This is a genomic window from Ereboglobus sp. PH5-10, from assembly GCF_029504735.1.
GTDB lineage: Bacteria > Verrucomicrobiota > Verrucomicrobiia > Opitutales > Opitutaceae > Ereboglobus.
Genome location: NZ_JAQFIP010000004.1, coordinates 177219 through 194827, shown reverse-complemented (window position 1 = coordinate 194827; position 17609 = coordinate 177219). Strand labels below are relative to the sequence as shown.

The following is a 17609-nucleotide window of genomic DNA, read 5'->3' as shown; positions in this document are numbered from 1 at the left end:
ACGGATAGAATACAAAAATAATGAGGGTTGGAATCTGTGTTCATCCGCGTTCATCCGCGGTTTCTTTGGGTTGGGAGAGAATATTAAAATGAAAGTTTAAGGTGAAGTTTTTTGGCGACTCGTAAGGGCGCACCTGGCGTGCGCCCTCGTGTGCGAAAGACTATTTGCATGCGTATCAATGGAGTTGGCGTGTGCCAGGGCGCACGCAAGGTGCGCCCCTACGGGATTATTGTTTGGCGCGCGGGGCGAGCGGGATGGTGCCGGCGAGGTCGTCGTCGTAGATTGAGAGCGTCCAGAGGATTCCCATGCCGGGGTTGGCGCTTTCGCGGATGAGGCCGCGGTTGGGCATCTGGCGCACCTCCCATTCGATGCGGTCGGCGTAAACGCGAAACACGCGATAGGCGTTGGGCCACGACGCGAAGGCCGGGTTCTGGATGCTGGTGATGCCGCGATAGTGGCCGACGGCGTTGCGATGATGATGGCCGTTTAGCGTGGCGACGACATTGGGCGCGGCGTCGAGCACGGCCATGAGTTCCTTGTTCATCGCGGACGCCTTGCCGAGGTTGTAACCGCTCACGCTCGAAATCCCGCGCCGGAGATAAAACATGTAATGCGAAACGACGATGGTGGGCGTGGTGGTGTCGGCGGCGAGGGTGTCGCGCAGCCAGTCGAGCATGTCCGCGCGATAGACGGTGGTCTGGTCGGGGATTCCGGCGACGCGGTGGGGATTGATGGGGCCGCCCTTGGCGCGCCAGTGGGAACCGTCGAGCACGATGAAGCGCAGCGGCGGGCGGGTGAACGCGTAATCGGTTTTGTCGGGGCCGTCGGGGAAGAGGTGCGGAATCGTGGCGGCAATGTCGGCGCGGGAATCGCGTCCGGTGTCGTGATTGCCGACGCAGCCGTAAACGGGGAGGCCGGCGTTTTTGGTGGCGCGGGCAAGGTCCTCGAACTGGCTGCGGCGGCCGTTGTCGGTCATGTCGCCGGCGATGATGGCGAAGTCCGCGCCCTCGCGCTTGAGCTGGCGGAGCGTGGCCTCCAGTTGCCCGGCGGTGCGGGCGTTGAGCTTGGCGGTGGCCTTCGTGATGCGGCCAAAGCCGAGGTGCGTGTCGGCGAGAAACCCGAAGGTGTGGAGCGGTTTTTCAGCGGGGCGGGCGGCGGCGCGGAGTTCCAGTCGCGCAAAGGTGCCGCCGGGGCGCATGTGCGGGCCGGCGACGGCGATGTAGTGGCGGCCCTTGGTCATGCGCCAGTGGTTGAGCGGAATGGTGGCGGGCGGGCGTTCGCCGCGAAGGTCTTTCGTAATGGGGGACGGGCGTTTTTTGGCGTCGTATTTGGTTCTCCACGGGGCGGCTTTCACGCCGGGGGCGGCGATCACGGTGTCGTCGGAAAGCACGGTGACACGCAGGCCGGGGCGGAGGTCGTCGTCGTCGGGTTCGAGTTGGAGCGTGCCGGTGAGGTCGAGGTCGTCCTTGGCGTCGATTGCGAAGACGAGCATGCCATCGGCAGGGATGCCGATGGCATTTTCGATTTTCGATTCTCGATTTGGCAAACTGTCGCTGTCGCTCGGCACGATTGAGGGCGCTGGCGCGCCAGAGGTGATGTCGATACCGGGAAGAAGAATGTTATCGCGGGCGGTGTCGGGGGCGAGGGCGGCGTTGCGGGCGTCGAGCACGAGGACGCCGCCGGGCGCGATGGTTGAGGGGCGTTTGTCCGCGGCGGCGTGGAGGGCGTCCTTGAGGCGCGGCCAGACTTGCGAGTGCGTTTCGGCGGAATTTGTGACGAGCGAGAGGTCGTCGATCCAGCAGGTGCCGCGGACGCGGATGACGAGCTTGAAATCGCGGTCGTTTTTGCGCCAGTCGCCGGCGTAAACCGTGCCGCTGAGCCGGCACCATTTGTCCTGCTCGATGTCGCCGGCGCCATGGACGACGATGTAGGGTTCGCCGCTGCCGTCGTCGGCCGTCATTCTTGCGGAAATCCTCGACTTGGGGCCGACGTAAACCCAGACGGAAAACTCGTGGTTGGCGGAGAAGTCCAGTTTGCCGTCGAGCGCAAACGTGAGGTGGCTCCATTCGCCCTTCGACTCCGAGGTGATTCGCAGCGAGGCGCGTCCCGAGTGCGCGCGACTGGTGTCAGTGGCGATCTTGATGCGGCTGGCGCTTACGCCGGCTGGCAATCCGGTTTCGAAGCCGGCGTCGATCACCGCCTTCGCCGGAAGAAGCGGGCAAAGGGCGAGCGCGGAAGCCAGAAGGAGCGCATGGAGACTGCGGGGAGTTTTTGGGTTCATCTTGATTGAGACGCGGGGAGGCGCTTGAGGTTAAATGTTTTTTCGGGACACGGGAAACTTGGCGCGACGACGCCGGGGACGAATTGGGCGGACGCAGGGGTGCGCGGAGAGGCGCAAGGGAGGATAAAAATTTACTTTGAGGTTTCGAAACGTGGCGAGGCGCGGCCAGGGAGCAGTTCATCGCAGTTTTATAACAGGCCCGAGGTTTGATCCCCTTCAGTCATGTCAATTGTCAACGACCGGCTTGCTGGCGCGCCCGCGCCCGTTCGTGATCGCTTAGATTTTCGTGCCTTCGGTGACGACGCGGCGGCGGAAATCGGCGAGGACTTTTTGGAAGACCGGACCGGGCTTGCCGTTGCCGACTTCGCGGCCGTCGAGCTTCACCACGGGAAGCGTCTCCGCGGCGGTGCCGGTGAGGAAAGCCTCGTCGGCGTTCCAGATGTCGTAGCGGGTGAGGTTGTCCTCGCGGATGGGCACGCCGATTTCCCGGGCGACGTCGAAGATCGCGCCGCGGGTGATGCCCTTGAGCGCGCCTTGCGAGGCGGCGGGCGTGATGATTTCGCCCTTGTGGACGATGAAGATATTGTCGCCCGTGCACTCGGCGACGTAACCCTGGTCGTTGAGCATGATCGCCTCCTGCACGCCGGCCTGGCGCGCCTCCATTTTGGCGAGGATGTTGTTGAGATAGTTGAGCGACTTGATGGCGGGGCTGAACGCGGCGGCGTTCACGCGGCGCGTGGGCACGGTGACGATGTCGAGGCCCTTTTCATAATGCTCCTGCGGGTAGAGCTTGATGTTGTCCGCGATGATGAAGATTGAGGGCGCGGGGCAGAGCCAGGGCGAGAGGCCGAGGTCGCCGACACCGCGCGTGACGACGAGGCGGATGTAGCCGTCGGTGAGGCCGTTTTGGCGGCAGGTTTCGCAGGTGGCGTCGGCGATTTCCTTCCGGCTCCACGGCATCTTGAGCATGATGGCCTTGGCGGAGTATTCGAGGCGCTCGAGGTGCTCTTCGAGACGGAATACGTTGCCCGAGTAGAGGCGGATGCCCTCAAAAATGCCGTCGCCGTAGAGGAGTCCGTGGTCGAACACGGAGATTTTGGCTTCGGCCTTGTCTACAAATTTTCCGTCGAGATAGATTTTCATGGCAAAGCGGAATCATTAATAAACGCGGGCTGCGTTTGTCGAATACGGATTTTATGAACGCCGGAACGCCCCATGGACACTTTCCCCTTTTCACGTCCCCTCCTTCGCTCTTCACTCCTGCCCATTCACATGCGCATCGGCCTCGCACAAATCAACACCATCGTCGGCGACCTCGCCGGCAATCGCGCCAAAATTCTCGACGCCTATCGCGCGCTCGTCGCCCAAGGCGCGGAACTCGTCGTCTTCCCCGAGCTCGCCGTCACCGGCTATCCGCCGCGCGACCTGCTTTTCAAGCGCAGCTTCGTGCCCGACAACGAGGACTCGCTCAACGAAATCGCCGTGCAAATCGGCGCCGTGCCCGCGCTCGTCGGTTTCGTCGAAACCAATCCGTCCGCGGAGGGCCGCCGCTTTTTTAACGCCGCCGCGTTCTGCCACAATGGCGAGATCACCGCCATCGCGCGCAAATCGCTGCTGCCTTCCTACGACGTTTTCGACGAGGACCGCTACTTCGAGCCCGCCGACATCCCGCGCATCATCCACCACAACGGCCTGCGCATCGGCGTGACGATTTGCGAGGACCTTTGGAAAAACCCGGCCATCGACACGGCGCGCCTCTACCGGACCAACCCCGTCGCCACGCTCGCCGCGCAAAATCCCGACCTCGCCATCAATCTCTCCGCCAGCCCCTGGCATTACAACAAGGGCCGCGTCCGCGAGCAGCTCGTCACCGACGCCGCGCGCGCAATGCGCTGCCCGCTCGTCTACGTCAACGCCGTCGGCGGCAACGACGAGCTGGTCTTCGACGGCCAGTCGCTCGTGATGGACGCAAACGGAAAGATCACGGCGCGCTGCGCGGCTTTTGCCGAAGAGCTAAAAATTGTCGATCTGTCCAATCGGACAGATCAGTCCGATCCGTCCGATAACGCGCCGTGTTCCGGCGAGGCGGGCATCCATCGGGCGCTCGTTCTCGGCCTGCGCGACTACGCGCAAAAGTCCGGCTTCAAGCGCGCGCACATCGCGCTTTCCGGCGGCATCGACTCGGCGCTTGTCGCGGTGATTGCGGTCGGGGCGCTCGGCGCGGAAAACGTCACCGGCATCTCGCTGCCCTCGGAAATCTCGTCGCAACACTCGCGAGACGACGCGCGCGCCCTCGCGCAAAATCTCGGCATCCGTTTTGAAACCATTTCCATCGCCGATGCCGTCGGCGCGTGCGAAACCGCGCTCGCGCCGACCTTCGCCGGACGCCCCCGCGATGTCGCCGAGGAAAACATCCAGGCGCGCATTCGCGGCGTGCTCATGATGGCGCTCTCAAACAAGTTCGGCTCGCTGCTTCTCACCACCGGCAACAAAAGCGAAATCGCCGTCGGCTACTGCACGCTCTACGGCGACATGTGCGGCGGCCTCGCCGTGATTTCCGACGTGTTGAAAACGCAAGTTTACGCCCTCTCGCGCTGGATCAACCGCGACCGCGAAATCATTCCGCAAAACACAATCGACAAAATCCCGAGTGCCGAGCTGCGCCCCGGCCAGGCCGACCAGGACAGCCTGCCGCCCTACGAAATACTCGACGCGTTGATACAAGGTTACGTCGAGGAAGGCGAAAGCCGCCGCGAATTGATCGCGCGCGGATTCGACGCCGCCGTGGTGAACGACATCATCCGCAAAATCGACCTCAACGAATACAAGCGCAAGCAAGCCGCCCCCGGCCTGAAAATCACCCCGCTCGCCTTCGGCACGGGCCGAAGAATCCCGATCGTGCAGAAATATGTGAGTTGATGCGCGGATTATTGAGGTAGGGCGAACCCTCCGGGTGAGCCGGAACGGTTCGAGTTACGTGCGGTGCCCGCGGCTCACCGGGACGGTTCGCCCTACCCGAGTCGTTTGTATCCATCCAGGACATGCGGCCATTTTTCAGGAGCATCGACCAAGCCTGCGCGAACTGGATTCATGCGAATGTAATGCGCTTTTTCATCCAACGATTCATCCCGCCGTAATCTATGGTCAAAAAAACGATCCTGCCATTTCACGCCAAACTGTTTCGTCGTGAAACTTTTCCACGCGGTGATGCGACGCGGCATGGAATTGTCAGCGCGAAATGAAATCAACCCGTGAACATGGTCGGGCATGACCAGGAACAATCGCGCGAACCATTGGTCGTGGTCATTCAGGTAGGCGACGCTTTCGAGTAAATTGTGAGCGATGGTGCCTTGGATGAGCGGGCGGGCTGCGCGGTTTTCGGCACAGATGGTTATAAAATAAATTTCACCATCACGCACCCAAGACGGAATTTCGTGACCGAGGGGTTTGCGTTGGGGCAGCGCGTTCATGGCTTGTTTTGGGTAGGGCGAAGCCTCCGGCTGAGCCGTTCGACATGCAAGCCATTTAGCGGTTTCGGCTCAGCCGGAGGCTTCGCCCTACCTTTTACCCGACGACGAGATTCAGAATTCGGCCGGGGACGTAGATTACTTTTTTGATTTCCTTGCCGGCGAGGTGCGGTTGCGCGTCGGGGTTTTCCCTGGCGGCGGCCAGGGCGGTGTCTTGCGTCGCGCCGACGGGGAGCATGATTTCGCCGCGTTTTTTGCCGTTCACTTGGATGACGATTTTTTGCTCCGTCACCACGAGTTTCGCGGGATCGTATTTCGGCCACGGGGCTTCGAGCACGGGGCCGGTTTCGCCGAGGCGCGACCAGAGTTCCGCCGTCATGTGAGGGGCGAAGGGCGCGAGGAGTTGAATGAAGGCGCGGACGGTCGCGGTGCTCACGGCGGGCGCTTTTTGGAGCGCGTTGCTGAAGATCATCATCGCCGAGATCGCCGTGTTGAAACGCAGGCCCTCGATGTCGTCGGTGACTTTCTTGATTGTTTCGTGGAGGAGTTTGACGAGTTCGTCGCTGTCCTTCGCGTCAGCGGAGATTTTCGGGTTGATGCCGCCTTCGCGCGAGATGACTTCGCGCCAGACTTTTTGCAGGAAGCGGTGCACGCCCTCGATGCCTTGCGGGTTCCAGGGTTTCATCGCCTCGAGCGGGCCGAGGAACATCAAATAGAGGCGGAGCGAATCGGCGCCGTGCGTCTTGATGATGTCGTCGGGGTTGACGGTGTTGCCGCGGCTCTTGGACATTTTTTCGCCGTCCTCGCCGAGGATGATTCCTTGGTGAAAAAGTTTCGTGAAGGGTTCGTTTTGCGGAACGACGCCGATGTCGAAAAGCACCTTGTGCCAGAAGCGCGCGTAGAGGAGGTGGAGCACGGCGTGCTCCGCGCCGCCGACGTAGAGATCGGGCACGCCCCAGTATTTGAGGAGCGCGGGATCGGCGATGGCGTTTTCGTTTTGCGGGTCGAGATAGCGCAGGTAATACCAGCAGGAGCCGGCCCATTGCGGCATGGTGTTTGTCTCGCGGCGCGCGCGCGCCCAGTTGTCGCCGTCGGGCTTGGGCTGCGTGGCGGGAACGGCCTCGCCGGTGGCGGTGTTGAACCAGATTTCGAGCCAGTCGGACGCGTTGGCGAGCGGGCTTTCGCCGGTGCCGCTGGGGAGGTAGTTTTGGATTTCGGGCAGCGTGAGCGGGAGCGCGCTCTCGGGGAGCGGGAGCGCATACCAAGTCTGCGGATTAGTAGCGGGTAGATCAGCAGCCGCTTCGCTGCCGGAGGGATTGACTCCTGACTCCTGACTCCTGACTTCTGACTCCTTATATGTCACTGGTTGCGGCGGCAGGTCGGCGGCGCGAGTGGCGGCGGCTTTTTTGTAATCGGCCTCGCTCACCCACACGATGGGAAACGGCTCGCCCCAGTAACGCTGGCGCGAGAAGAGCCAGTCGCGCAGCTTGTAGTTCACGGTGGGTTTGCCGCGATTTTGCGCGGCGAGCTTGGCGGTGATTTTTTTCTTCGCCTCCCCGACGGGCAGGCCGTCGAACTCGGCGGAGTTGACCATGGTGCCGTCGGCCTCGAAGGAGGCTTTTTCGAGATCGACTTCCACGCCGGCGGGCGGTTGCACGACGGGGATGATGGGAAGCGCGAATTTCTTGGCGAACTCCCAGTCGCGATGGTCGTGCGCGGGCACGGCCATGATCGCGCCGGTGCCGTAACCCATGAGCACGTAGTCGGCGATCCAGATCGGGATGCGCGCGCCGTTGACGGGGTTGATCGCGTGGGAGCCGGAGAAGATGCCGGACTTGTCCTTGGCGAGGTCGGTGCGGTCGAGGTCGGATTTGGCGGCGGCCTGCTTGCGATAGGCGGCGACGGCGTCGCGGTTTTCGGGCGTGGTGAGCGCGTCGACGAGCGGGTGCTCGGGCGCGATGACCATGTAGGTGGCGCCGTAGAGCGTGTCGGGGCGCGTGGTGAAAACCTTCAGGCCCCCGGGCGACGCGGCGTCGGCGGGCGTGCCGGGTTCGAGCGAGAAAACTATTTCCGCGCCCTCGCTGCGACCGATCCACGCCTCCTGCATGCGCTTGGTGGAGTCGGGCCAGTCAACATGCGCGAGATCGGCGAGGAGGCGCTCGGCGTAGGCGGTGATGCGGAGCACCCATTGGCGGAGATTGCGGCGTTCGACGGGGAATTTGCCGACCTCGGATTTGCCGTCGATGACCTCCTCGTTGGCGAGCACGGTGCGCAATTCGGGGCACCACCACACGGGGCGCTCGTCGACGTAGGCGAGGCCGCGCTTGAAGAGCTGGAGGAAAATCCACTGCGTCCACTTGTAGTATTTCGGGTCGGTGGTGTCGACCTGGCGGTCCCAGTCGTAGGCGAAACCGAGCGCTTTGAGCTGGCGGCGGAAGGCGGTGATGTTGGCCTGCGTGTTGGTGGCGGGATGCGCGCCGGTTTTCACCGCGTGCTGCTCGGCGGGCAGGCCGAACGCGTCCCAGCCGATCGGGTGCAGGACGTTTTGCCCCTGGGCGCGCCTGGCGCGGGTGATGATATCGGTGGCGGTGTAGCCCTCGGGGTGTCCGATGTGGAGGCCGCTGCCGGACGGATACGGAAACATGTCGAGCACGTAGAACTTGGGTTTCGACGTGTCGTTGGAGGTGCGGAAGGTTTTGTTTTCGTCCCAGATTTTCTGCCAGTGCGGCTCAATTTGGGAGAAGTCGTAATCGGTGCAGTTCGTGGCCATTGGAAAATGAAAAACGGCGACTGTGCGGAAAATGCGCGCAAGCGTCAATGGCGGGAAATGGCGGGATTCGGGAGGGGCGCGTATTCTAAGATACACTTGCCTTGCGCCCGCGTATTCATGATCTAGTTTTCGTGTTGCCCTGGCCTCCAACAAACAAACGCATTCCCCATGTCCGCATCTTCCATTTATACTGAACCCCCTTTCTTTGGCTCACACAGAATCTTCGAACTCAGGGACGGCACGCTCACTGTTGAGACATTCACAAACGACAAAAAGAAATCCGCGACAACGATCGAACTTGTCCGGGTGTCGCTCCCTTCAATGCGCGTCAAGGGACGAAGCCCCAAGGTGCTGAAAGGAAGCGCCTCGGTGCTGCTCCTGATTGCAGTCATCGGCGTGAACGTGAATGTGATTTTTTCCGTGAATCCGACATGGATTTTGGTGGTGGCGCTGGCACTCGCCGTCCCTTTTGTTCTCGCGTTTTTTCAAGCGCTAAAAGTGCGCGATGTGGAGACATTCAAGGACGAGCATGGCGCGCTGTTGTTCGATCTCACGCATCCAACCGCGGGCGATTTGGACTTTGACTCATTCCGTGCGGCTCTCATCGACGCCATTCAAAAGAACCAGGTGTCAACTGCGCCGGCTGCGGCATCCGGAGTGCCCATGGAGTCTGATGTTGCAACCTCACCGCCTCCTATTCCGCAACCCGACCTCGCGCCATTCGATGCGGAGTTGTTGAAAAAAATCAAATCGGGCGCGCATTGGTTGTATTGGGTTGCGGGGTTGTCGGGCATAAATGTTTTGCTCGCGCACACGGAGGCGACATGGCGCTTTGCGATCGGGCTTGGGATCACCGAATTGATCTACGCCATCGGCCTGCAATTTGGCGCGCTTGGCACGACTGCGGGTGCGATTACCACTATCAGCGCGGTCGGTTGTCTCGTCGGCCTGGGTTACGCCGCGGCGAAACATCAGGCGTGGGCATTCATTGTTGGGATCATCGCGCTCACGCTCGACACGCTTCTGCTGGTCGCACTGACCGGCGCGGAATCCATGGTGGGAATTATTTTCCACATCGTCGCCGTCGTCTGCCTCTGCATGGGCTACAAGGCGCTTCGAGCTTTGCAGAAACAGCAGGGTGCCCCGGGGGCTTTGTGAGCATTGCCAGGAACAAACCGGGTGAAGTGGATATTTAGGCGGTCTCTCTGCTTTGCGACTGCTACGGGAGCTTCTTGATTTTGTTGCCCATGCTCTTGGGCAAGTGGGTGGCAACCGGCCGTGATTAAGGATTTCGCGCGTTGTTCGTTAAAATGCGGACTTGGCAGTTTGCGCCAGATGGTGGTTTTGTTTTCCCAATCATGGCGCGCATGACAGTCAGGCAAATGTGGGCGGCAAAGCTGTCGGGGAAACTTTCCCCGACGGACGAGGTTACGCGCGGTGATTTTGCGCTTACTCGCGCGCCCTATGCCGGATGCATCCTCGGCATCGACCCAAGTTTGCGCGGCACCGGCCTCGCGTTGATTGAGTTTGCGCCCAAATGCGCGCCCGTGCTCCTGCGCTGCCGGACGGTCACGGTGAAGTCAAAACTGCCAATGCCCGTCGCGCTCGCCGAGATTCACCGCGCGGTAACCTCATTCATAACCGAATCGACCGTGCCGGTGCGTCATGTCGCGCTTGAGCAGACAATCTACGTGCAGAATTTCCAGACCGCGCAAATCCTCGGCGCGGCGCGCGGCGCGGCAATCGCCGCGGCGGCATTGCACGAGCTGCCGATTTTTGAATATCCGCCGTTGCGCGTAAAGCAGGCCGTTGTCGGCGCGGGCCGCGCGAGCAAGGAGCAAATGGCGCGCACCGTCATGGGCATGCTCGGCCACGGGCGTCAGCTCGCCTACGACGAAGCCGATGCCGCGGGCGTGGCGTTGTGCCATGCGTTCACTTGGCGCGGCGCGGACTAGTCTTGCGGGTAACATCCGCGTCGCGGGCATCTTCTTCGTTTCGACGTCCGACTCCTGTATTCTGTATTCATCCGCCTTTTCCGTTGCCACGCCGCTTTTTGGACGGCCAACATTTGCGCATGAAAAAACCTTTCTTTGCCGTTGTCCTTGCCCTTGTCCTTTTGCCGGTGTTTGCGGGCTTGCCGCTGGTCGCGCGAGTGCCCGCGAATCTTGTTGCCGATGGCATTCCGGCGATCCCGTCCGAGTTAAGGAGGGATGTTTCGCGGTATCTGGAGTTTCGCTCGGCCGTGTTCAACGGCTGGCATCCGGTGCGGCGCGAGTTGCTCGTCACCACGCGCTTTGCCGAGTCCGCGCAACTGCACCTCGTGCGCAACCCGCTCGGCCAGCGCAAGCAGCTCACCTTTCTTTCCGAGCCGGTGGCCGGCGCTTCGTATCATCCGAAAACGGGCGACTACATCCTTTTCAGCCAGGACAGGGGCGGCGGTGAATTTTATCAGCTTTATCGTTATGATTCCGACGGGCGCATCACGCTTTTGACCGACGGCAAATCGCGCAACGGCGGCGGCGTCTGGTCGCACCGTGGCGACCGCATCGCCTACACCTCCACGCGCCGCAATGGCGCCGACAATGACGTTTACATCATGGACCCCGCCGATCCCGCGCGCACGGATCGCATGCTCGCGCAAATGAAGGGCGGGGGATGGCGCGCGGGCGGATGGTCGTTTGACGACAAATGGCTGCTCGTGCGCGAATATATTTCGATCAACGAAAGCCGCTACTACGTGGTCGATGTTGCCAGTGGGAAAATGGAACTCGTCACGCCCGCCGGCGAAGGCGTCGCGAGGGCTTCCTGGGCGGGCGCGCAATTCGCGCGCGATGGAAAGTCGATCATTGCAATCACCGACACCGGCTCGGAGTTCATGACGCTTGTGCGCTACGATCTCGCCACGCGCGCGATCACGCCGCTCACGCGGGGGCTGCGTTGGGATGTTGAGAGGTTCGAGCAAACGCCCGACGGCAAAAAGCTCGCCTACGCGGTCAACGAGGCCGGTGTGAGCACGCTGCATTTTCTCGATTTGGAAACAGGCCGCGAGCTGCCCGCGCCGCGAATTCCCGCGGGAGTAATCGGCTCGATGGAGTGGCATGCGAATGGCGTCGATTTTGCGTTCACGCTCACCTCCGCGCGCAGTCCCGCCGACACCTATTCGATCAACCTCGCGACCGGCGCGCTTGAGCGCTGGACGGAAAGCGAGACGGGCGGCTTGGACGCGGGCGCGTTTGTCGAGCCGCGGCTGATTTCGTTCAAGAGTTTTGACGGGCTTGAAATCTCGGCGTTTCTCTACCTGCCCGACTCAAAAAAGTTTCCCGGCCCGCGTCCCGTGCTCATCAACATCCACGGCGGCCCCGAGTCGCAGTTTCGTCCGCGCTTCCTGGCGCAGAACAATTATTATCTCAACGAGCTCGGCATCGCCATCGTGTATCCAAACGTCCGCGGGTCGAGCGGCTACGGGAAGACCTTTGTTTCGCTCGACAACGGTTACAAGCGCGCGGACTCGGTGAAGGACATCGGCGCGCTGCTCGACGCGCTCAAGGCCGACTCGCGCCTCGACGCCGGGCGCATGGCCGTGACCGGCGGCAGTTACGGCGGGTTCATGTCGCTCTCGACGATGATTCACTACGGCGACCGCATGCGCTGCGGCATCGATGTCGTGGGCATTTCGAACTTCCTCACATTCCTGAAAAACACACAGGACTACCGCCGCGATCTGCGCCGCGCCGAATACGGCGACGAGCGCGACCCAAGGATGCATGCGTTCCTTGAGCAAGTTTCGCCCACCACGAGCATCTCGAAAATCAAAAAGCCCATGCTCATCGTGCAGGGCAAAAACGATCCGCGCGTGCCCGCCTCCGAGGCGGAGCAAGTTCTTGCCGCGCTCCGCGCCCAGGGCAACCAAGTCTGGTATCTCATGGCCAATGACGAGGGCCACGGCTTCAAGAAAAAGGCCAACATCGACTACCAGTTCCTGACAACGATTCTGTTTTTGAGGGAAAATCTGCTGGGGCAATAATGACGCGCGAAATGTGCAAGGGCTTGCGTCGCCCGTCAAATTGCGTCGCAATGCGGCCTTGCACCAAGATATGAGCGACGCCACCGAGACCATACGCATCCAGAAATACATCGCCGATGCCGGCGTGTGTTCGCGGCGCGCCGCGGAAACGCTCATTCGCGAGGGCGAAGTGTGGGTCAACGGCGCCTGCGCCACCATCGGCCAGCGCATCACGCCCGGCGTGGACAAAGTCACCGTCTCCGGCTCGACCATCCGCGTCGCCGCCTCGCCGCGCGTCACGCTCGCCGTGCACAAGCCGCGCGGCCTCATCTGCTCCAACTACGACCCGCACGACGCCGACACGATATTCACCGTGCTTCCGCGCGAGTTTTCCAAGCACCGCTTTTTCTGCGCGGGCCGTCTCGACAAGGACAGCGAGGGGCTTGTCATCCTCACCACCGACGGGGACCTCGCGCACCGGCTCATGCATCCGAGCAACGTGGTCGTGAAGCACTACCTCGTGTTGCTCAAAAAACCTTTTCCCGCCGCGAAAAAAAATCTGCTCACCAAGGGCATCGTTTACGAGGGTGAGCGGCTCAAGGTCGAGCGCGTCCGGTTTCTCGCGCCCAACTCCGCCGGGGATTCCGCGCAGCTCGACGTGCAGATGCACCACGGAAAAAAACGCGAAATCCGCCTCCTCTTTTCCACGCTCGGCTTCGACGTGAAACGTCTCAAACGCTATCAAATCGGCGCGTTTCCGCTGAAGGGAATTCCGGTGCGCGCGGTCAAGCCGCTCACGCCGCGCGAAATCGAAAAACTTTTCAAGATTCCCGCGCCCGCCGCGGAAAAAAGCAAAAAAACGCCCCTCAAAAACCGGCCTTCAAGGAGTAAAAAACAATGAAACACATCACGCGCCTCGTCTTCATCCCCGCACTATGCGCGGCGTTTGCCGCCGCGCTCAATGCCGCGCCGCTTGCCGGCGACACGCCCGTCCATGCCAGCCCCGATTATGCCGCGCCGGTTATGCTCACCCTGAAAGCCGGCGACGAGCCCTCGCCCGCCACCGCGGCCTCCGCGGTCGCCCTGCCCGAAGGCTGGCAGGCGATCTCCATCACCGCCGCGCTCGATGTGTGGGTGCGCGACAGCGAGCTGAACAAGGAGCTCGACGTGAAACCCGGCGTCACATTGCGCGCCGAGCCCAAGCTCGATGCCGCGTCCCTCGGCACGATGGCCGCGGGCGACATCACGGAATTGCGCGGCATCCAAGGCAAATGGGTGCAGATGCACATCATCAAAAAATCGACCGGCTACATTAACACAGACGCGCCCACGCCTCCCGCAACCGCACCGGCGGTGCCCGCGCCCGCGCCGGAAACAACGCCGCCGCCAGCCGCTCCGCCCTCGCCCGCGCCCGCGGAGACGCAAGGCGTGCAACAAGCCGGGACCGTTCCCTACGCGCCGCACCAGACCGCCGCGCCCAAGGATCAGCGTCCGCTTTCCGTTTCCACGCAGGGCGGCGCTCAATTGCCGCAACAACAAACCCGTTCCGGCGCGGCAACCACGACGACAACCGCATCCACGACCGCGCCCACGCCGATGGGCGGCGGGCGCACTTACGAGGCCAAGCCGGCCGATGCCGGCAGCGCCGCGGTGCCGCGCACGTTTGAGGGCACTTTTGCGTCGACACGCCGCGCCTTCATGCCTCGCCGCCCGTATGAGTTTCAACTCACCGCCGCGGACGGCACGCGCCTCGCCTACCTCGACCTGAGCAAGATCGTCGTGACCGAGCAATTTGAAACCTACATCGGGCGCACCGTGGTTGTGAACGGCTCCATCGCGGGCGTTCCCAACACCCAGGATATTGTGATCAAGGCCGAGACGCTGCAGGCAAAGTGAGGAAATCTTGGGTTCCGGATTTTCGATTTCGGATCGCGCCAGCGTCCGGGGAAAATCCAATGGCGCGGGAACGCCCCCAATCCAAAATTGAAAATCGAAAATCCAAAATTTTATGAAACTGATCGACGGAAACCAAATCGCTCAAACCATCATCGCCGAACTCAAGGCCGAGGTGTTCGCCATCGACGGACGCAAACCCTGCATCGCGCTCGTGCGCGTGGGCGACGATCCCGCGTCGATCTCCTATGTGCGCAAAAAGGAAAAGACATCCGCCGAAATAGGAATCACCAGCCGCGTGATTTTGCCGCCGGTCACCATTTCTCAGGACGAGCTTTTCGCGCTGATCGACCAGCTCAACGCCGATCCGGAAGTCGATGGCATTCTTGTGCAATCGCCGCTTCCCGGGCACATCGACGAGGTCGCGGTGTTCCGGCGCGTTTCGCCCGAGAAGGATGTCGATGGTTTTAACACCATCAACCTCGGCAAAGTCGCGCAGGAGGACCCCACCGGCTTTGTGGCCTGCACGCCCGCCGGCATTATGGAAATGCTCGCGCGCTCCGGCGTGGACCTGAAGGGCAGGCACGTCGTTGTGCTCGGCCGCTCGCTCATTGTCGGCAAACCCGTCGCGCTTCTCGCCCTCCAGAAAAAAGCCGGCGCCAACGGCACCGTCACCATTTGCCATTCGCAGACGGCGAACCTTCCCGAAATCACGCGCCAGGCCGACGTGCTCATCGCGGCGATTGGCCGCGCGGAGTTCGTCACCGCCGACATGGTCAAGCCCGGCGCCGTGGTGATCGACGTGGGCATCAACCGCGTTCCCGACGCCACGAAAAAAACCGGCTACCGGCTCACCGGCGACGTTGCCTTCGCGAGCGTCGCGCCGCTGTGCAGCCAGATCACGCCCGTGCCCGGCGGCGTCGGCCCGATGACCGTCGCAATGCTCATGAGCAACACCGTGAAAGCATGGAGGCTGTCGCAGAAGAAATGACAGGCCGTGCAAAAAATGCGTGCGCGCGGAGGGGCGATCTCCAGGTCGCCCGACGCGACGAAGTCGCGCCCGGCAGTAAGCTTCGAGCAAAAGCGGCAGTTTGCCAAACCGCCGTTCCGACACGCGATCTGTCGATTGAAGAGAGGGAAGTGAGGGAACGGATCGAAGCCGGACTTCGTGACAGCGAGGCCGGGCGTGTTTATACGTCGGCTCAAATACGCGAATATCCCAAGTTGGCGCGTTGAAAAAAACGAAGACGAATCCATGCGCCGCTTTTTTTCGCCAGACATTCCCGAGTTGATGGACGTCACGCAGAGCGGCGATGCGACCGCGCTCGAAAAAGACCTCGACGATCTTGAAAGCCTGAACGCGAGGTTTGGCGGGCACGAAATCATCCAGCAGTTCCTTCCGCTCTGGATTCGCAAATCCGAAAATCTTTCCGCGCCTGAAACCCAATACCGCATTCTCGATCTCGCCACGGCTTCGGGCGATATTCCGCGCATGATTGCCGATTGGGCGCGGGCGCAAGGCATCAAGGTGCGGATCGACGCGGTGGACTTTAACCCGCTCACAATCGGCATCGCCCGCAAGCGAAGCACGGCGTATCCAGAAATCAACTACATCGAGGCCGACATATTAAAGTTCGAGCCCGGCGGCGGCGCCTATGATGTCGTGATCTGTTCCCAGGCGTTGCACCATTTCAGCGAGGACGACGCCGTGCGCGTGCTCCGGCTTTGCCGCGAAGCGTCGCGGGGGAGCGTGCTTGTCTCCGACTTGCTGCGTTGCTGGAAGGGGCGTTTTGCGATCTGGCTGCTCACGGCGACGGTTTATCGGCGCGCCATGATGAAATACGATTCGCGCCTGTCGGTGCGCCGCGCGTTCACGGAAAACGAAATTTGCGAACTCGCGCGCCGCGCCGGTTGGAGTCAATTTGAGCATCGAACCTACTTTCCCGTCCGCCAGGCATTCTGGATGCACGGCGCGCGGGAAAACCCGAAACCTTCCAGCGCATGAATTCTTTTACCCGTGAAAAAATCCTCGTTGTCGACGACCAGCCGGTCAACGTCCAGCTGCTCAAGCGCAAGCTCGAGCGCGAGGGGCTGCAGGTGGCGACCGCCCATTCCGGGCAGGAGGCGCTTGATGTGGTGGCGCGGGCGCGACCTTCGTTGATTTTGCTCGATGTCATGATGCCCGACATGGACGGCATCGAGGTCTGCCGGCGCTTGCAGGCGGCGGAGGGCACGCGCGCCATCCCCGTTATTTTTGTCACGGCGCGCGGCGCGCGCGAACACAAGATCGAGGGGCTTTCGATGGGCGCGGTCGATTACATCACAAAGCCGGTTGACCTCGACGAGATGGTGGCGCGCGTGCGCACCCAACTGCGCCTCATCAGCATAAACCGCGAGATGGCTGATTTGCAAAAGCGCCTGGCCGAGGCGCGGCGCGCGGCGTTGATCGGCGCGGTTACGCAGGGCATCGCGCACAATCTGAACAACATGCTCGCCGTGGTGCTCGGCTACGTCGATTTGATGAAGCTCCAGTATAACAAGCCGGAGCTCGTCAAGGGCAACGCGGCCAATGTCGAGAGCGCGGTGAAGCGCATCGCCGGGGTTATCAAGCAACTCAACCAGCTTGTTGTGAGGACGCGTCCGCCGGCGACCCGCGTTCCCCTGCAAGCGCTCATCGGAAACAGCATCGCGCGTTATCAGGACGCGTTTGGAATCACCGCGCCGGTGGCTGTTTCGAATCCGCTGGGCGACTTGGAGGTCGATGTGCACGTGGAGTCGTTCGAGGATGTTTTGGGCAAGCTGCTGGTCAACGCATGGGAAAGTTACGGGTTGCCCGGCGCGGATGCGGACGGTGCAAGTGCGCGTCCGATTACGATTGCAACCAGCCTTGCAAAACTGGCGCACGGCGGGGATGCGTTTCAGATCAGCGTCGAGGATCAGGGGCGGGGCATTTCGCCGGAAATCCGCGACCACATGTTCGAGCCTTTTGTGAGCACAAAACAAAACGTCGGCGTGGGCATGGGCCTGAGCATCGCGAGGCACACGTTGCGCACGCTCGGCGGCGACTTGACCCTGGCCGACCGCGAGGGCGGCGGCACCGTGGCGACGCTCGTCTGCCCTGTCCGGCAGGGGGAGTGATCGGGGCGGCGCCCGGTGATTACCGCTCCGTTTTGCGGTTGTTTTTGTTGCAAGGCC

At 61.9% G+C, this 17609-nt stretch carries 13 protein-coding genes; 9 read left to right on the top strand and 4 right to left on the bottom strand.

The window, feature by feature from the left end; genetic code table 11:
- Nucleotides 1-226: 226 nt before the first annotated feature.
- A complete protein-coding gene (locus M2447_RS05205) occupies nucleotides 227-2281 on the bottom strand; it encodes a metallophosphoesterase (RefSeq protein ID WP_277557702.1) in 2055 nt (684 codons plus the stop codon).
- A 276-nt stretch (nucleotides 2282-2557) separates the two neighbouring features.
- Complete coding sequence (ilvE, locus tag M2447_RS05200; RefSeq protein WP_277508147.1) at nucleotides 2558-3424, bottom strand: branched-chain-amino-acid transaminase; 867 nt, start codon at nucleotides 3422-3424, stop codon at nucleotides 2558-2560.
- Between the two features lie 129 nt (nucleotides 3425-3553).
- On the opposite strand from ilvE, the gene M2447_RS05195 reads away from it, so the two are divergent.
- Nucleotides 3554-5200, top strand: a complete 1647-nt coding sequence (locus M2447_RS05195; RefSeq protein WP_277557701.1) for an NAD+ synthase — start codon at nucleotides 3554-3556, stop codon at nucleotides 5198-5200.
- 92 nt (nucleotides 5201-5292) lie between these two features.
- Here the strand turns inward: M2447_RS05195 and M2447_RS05190 are convergent, their stop codons facing one another.
- Both M2447_RS05190 and leuS read right to left on the bottom strand, forming a co-directional pair.
- Complete coding sequence (locus M2447_RS05190) at nucleotides 5293-5751, bottom strand: transposase (protein ID WP_277557700.1); 459 nt, start codon at nucleotides 5749-5751, stop codon at nucleotides 5293-5295.
- A gap of 94 nt (nucleotides 5752-5845) precedes the next feature.
- Nucleotides 5846-8518: a leucine--tRNA ligase gene (leuS, locus tag M2447_RS05185; protein ID WP_277557699.1), complete on the bottom strand. Its 2673-nt coding sequence runs from the start codon at nucleotides 8516-8518 to the stop codon at nucleotides 5846-5848.
- A gap of 168 nt (nucleotides 8519-8686) precedes the next feature.
- On the opposite strand from leuS, the gene M2447_RS05180 reads away from it, so the two are divergent.
- The 8 genes from M2447_RS05180 (at nucleotide 8687) to M2447_RS05145 (ending at nucleotide 17552) form a co-directional block, all read left to right on the top strand.
- Nucleotides 8687-9676 carry a hypothetical protein gene (locus tag M2447_RS05180; protein WP_277557698.1) on the top strand — a complete coding sequence of 330 codons (990 nt, stop codon included), beginning with the start codon at nucleotides 8687-8689 and terminating at the stop codon, nucleotides 9674-9676.
- 209 nt (nucleotides 9677-9885) lie between these two features.
- Nucleotides 9886-10473 (top strand): crossover junction endodeoxyribonuclease RuvC, encoded by a 588-nt coding sequence (locus M2447_RS05175; protein WP_277508142.1) that lies wholly within the window; start codon nucleotides 9886-9888, stop codon nucleotides 10471-10473.
- Between the two features lie 119 nt (nucleotides 10474-10592).
- A complete protein-coding gene (locus tag M2447_RS05170; RefSeq protein WP_277557697.1) occupies nucleotides 10593-12542 on the top strand; it encodes a S9 family peptidase in 1950 nt (649 codons plus the stop codon).
- A gap of 70 nt (nucleotides 12543-12612) precedes the next feature.
- Entirely contained in the window at nucleotides 12613-13422 is an 810-nt protein-coding gene (locus M2447_RS05165; RefSeq protein ID WP_277508138.1) for a pseudouridine synthase, read from the top strand.
- Entirely contained in the window at nucleotides 13419-14417 is a 999-nt protein-coding gene (locus M2447_RS05160; RefSeq protein ID WP_277557696.1) for an SH3 domain-containing protein, read from the top strand. The genes M2447_RS05165 and M2447_RS05160 overlap by 4 nt, the downstream gene beginning before the upstream one ends.
- Nucleotides 14418-14529: 112 nt before the next feature.
- On the top strand, nucleotides 14530-15405 hold the full coding sequence (folD, locus tag M2447_RS05155) for a bifunctional methylenetetrahydrofolate dehydrogenase/methenyltetrahydrofolate cyclohydrolase FolD (protein ID WP_277557695.1): 876 nt from the start codon (nucleotides 14530-14532) through the stop codon (nucleotides 15403-15405).
- A gap of 264 nt (nucleotides 15406-15669) precedes the next feature.
- Nucleotides 15670-16419 carry a methyltransferase domain-containing protein gene (locus M2447_RS05150; RefSeq protein ID WP_277557694.1) on the top strand — a complete coding sequence of 250 codons (750 nt, stop codon included), beginning with the start codon at nucleotides 15670-15672 and terminating at the stop codon, nucleotides 16417-16419.
- On the top strand, nucleotides 16416-17552 hold the full coding sequence (locus tag M2447_RS05145; protein ID WP_277508133.1) for a response regulator: 1137 nt from the start codon (nucleotides 16416-16418) through the stop codon (nucleotides 17550-17552). Before M2447_RS05150 ends, M2447_RS05145 begins: the two co-directional genes overlap by 4 nt.
- Nucleotides 17553-17609: the final 57 nt, after the last annotated feature.